A 2,192-nucleotide genomic window follows, 5' to 3' on the forward strand; every position below is an offset into this window, starting at 1 on the left:
ACTCCGTGACGTCGGTGACCCACCGTTGGTTGGGGCGTTCAGCCTGAAACTGACGGGCAAGAAGATTGGGAACACTGGCCTGTTGTCCACGATAGGAGCGGTATTTCTTTGGGCGTACCAATGACTTCAACCCCAGATGCTGCATCAGACGTTGAACTGTTTTGTGGTTGACCTGCTCTCCCGCCTGGCGCAACGCTGCCGTAATTCGTCGATAGCCGTAGCGCCCTTTGTGACGCTCGTAGAGGGCGTGAATTCGACGCTTCAGACCAGCATGCCGATCATCCAGCTGCTGCACCCTTACCTGATAATAGAAGGTGCTACGCGACAGTTCGGCTACTTTTAGCAGCATCGGCAAAGGGTGGCCTTGCTTCAGTTCAAGGACTACCCGCGCTTTTTCTGCGCGGCTTGCTCTTTGGCCTGACGCAAGGCCCTCAACTTTTTTAGGTAGGCCACCTCAGCACGCAAGTATTCATTTTCTTGGAGCAACTGCTCCAGCGAGCTCATTTCAGGCAATGGAAGTGGGGGCTTTGGTGGCTCTGTTGTAGGCATCTTCGTCGGTCGACCTCGTGCTTTAGGCTCCAACGCCTGGAAGCCTCCTTCATGATACTGACTTTCCCACCGCCGTACGACGCCCGCTCCACCTCGGATATCGAACAGAGTCGTCGCTTGTAAGGCTGAGAGCTCCTCTTGCCTCATCCGTTGCAATACCGCTAATTTGAACTCAGCGCTGTAGTGGCTGAACTTTTTCTGCAAGCCAGTTAGACCATGCTCTTCATAGTGTTTAACCCAACGCCTGATGGTGGTAGGGCCAGGACCGTACTGTCTGGCCAGTCTCTTGTAACCTTGTTGTCCTTCTGCGTAGCTTTGCACTACTAGTAGCTTGAACGCTTCATTGTATTTCGTCATGAAAAACACCCCAATCGTTGGATGAGTGTCCAACTTTTGGGGGTGCAGTTCAGCTTGGGTGCCTTTTTTCTTAATGCTAGCCTGATAGCGTGCGCGCGTTACTCCATATGCAACAGCGTATAAAGCGCTTCGCTGGCGTGACGCTCATCGCGCTCGTCAATACTACCCACCCCCATTTCACGATCATTGTCATACACCACAAAGACACGCTCATGATCCAGCACCGCCAGACCTTCTGCCTTGTGCTCAAATTCAAAAGGAGTGCCGTCCATCCCGAGTATCAAGGCAGGCGGCTCGCCAGTGGTGAGGTTATCCAGCTCCATCAGCCATAGGTAGCCGCCAATGCGTGCGACGTTATCAACCTCCGTTTCAAAGCTGGTCATCAGATAAAGTCGGTGGTGGTAAGGGTCATACTCAAGACTCGATAACCCGCACTCAATCGCTACCCCTTCATGCTCAGTCGGTTCAAAAGCGTAGAGTTCGCGCAACTCATCGATAAACTCGAGGTTGCCGGACGCATTCACAACATAGTGGGCGCCGACCACACGGCTCACATAGGCGAAGTCATCATGGCGCTGCCCCTGCTCGCGTACGCCGAAAAGCAGCAGCCCATCGCCTAGCTCGCCCGGCACTGCCGCCAGCCCTTCGATCTTGTAGTAAGGTAAGCCAATCGCGTGGTTCAGCTTATTGCGTAACTCCAACGACCCTTCAACCCCATCACGCGGGTCAGGGTCCACCGCCTGCACCTTTTCAGGCTCCCCCAGCGGCCAAATCAATAAATGATTGTAGGCATTTAGATCATGGGTCACGTCATCAATGCGATCAAAACCGGTGGTAGCCAATACATGCTTACCATCGGCGGTCAGGGCGAAGTCTTCATACTTCACCGCCCGCTTGATCAGCGGCGTTGTAAAATACTCAAGCTGCGAATCATCCGGCCCGTCATCCGTCATGGGCAAGGCAAAGACCGCGGAACGATGCTCACCAGGAATCGGCTTATCGCTGGCCAGCAGTAACCGCTCACCGTCGTACATAACCGCCGAGACTTCTGCGTTGGCGAGTTTGCCCTGCTCATCGCGAAGGCCAACGGGGAAGCAGTGAATACTGCCCTGCTGCAAGATTCTGGCTTTCTGCATCGTTATGCTCCTTTGGGAAGTCTTTAACAGAGACAGTACCTATGCCGAAAAACTCCATTATTCAAATAGTCACTGCTGTGAGACGGGTAGCGATCACCACGATATCACTCCAGCACTACTCAAAACGCTCATAAAAAAACCCGCATCCTG

The 2,192-nt window shown here is 53.5% G+C and carries 1 protein-coding gene and 1 pseudogene; both read right to left on the minus strand.

All coding sequences use genetic code 11. The features are described 5' to 3' along the window. Positions 1 to 906, minus strand: a pseudogene (locus CXF87_RS22055) (IS3 family transposase); the annotation flags it as partial. Positions 907 to 1,004: 98 nt separating this feature from the next. After that, on the minus strand, positions 1,005 to 2,042 hold the full coding sequence (locus CXF87_RS11840) for a hypothetical protein (protein WP_101146756.1): 1,038 nt from the start codon (positions 2,040 to 2,042) through the stop codon (positions 1,005 to 1,007). Positions 2,043 to 2,192: the final 150 nt, after the last annotated feature.

The organism is Halomonas sp. MES3-P3E, from assembly GCF_002836035.1.
Lineage (GTDB): Bacteria > Pseudomonadota > Gammaproteobacteria > Pseudomonadales > Halomonadaceae > Vreelandella > Vreelandella arctica.

Bases quoted from the DNA above. Each gene is read 5' to 3' on its own strand.
- CXF87_RS11840 (WP_101146756.1), bottom strand. From the start codon at position 2,042: ATGCAGAAAGCCAGAATCTTGCAGCAGGGCAGTATTCACTGCTTCCCC.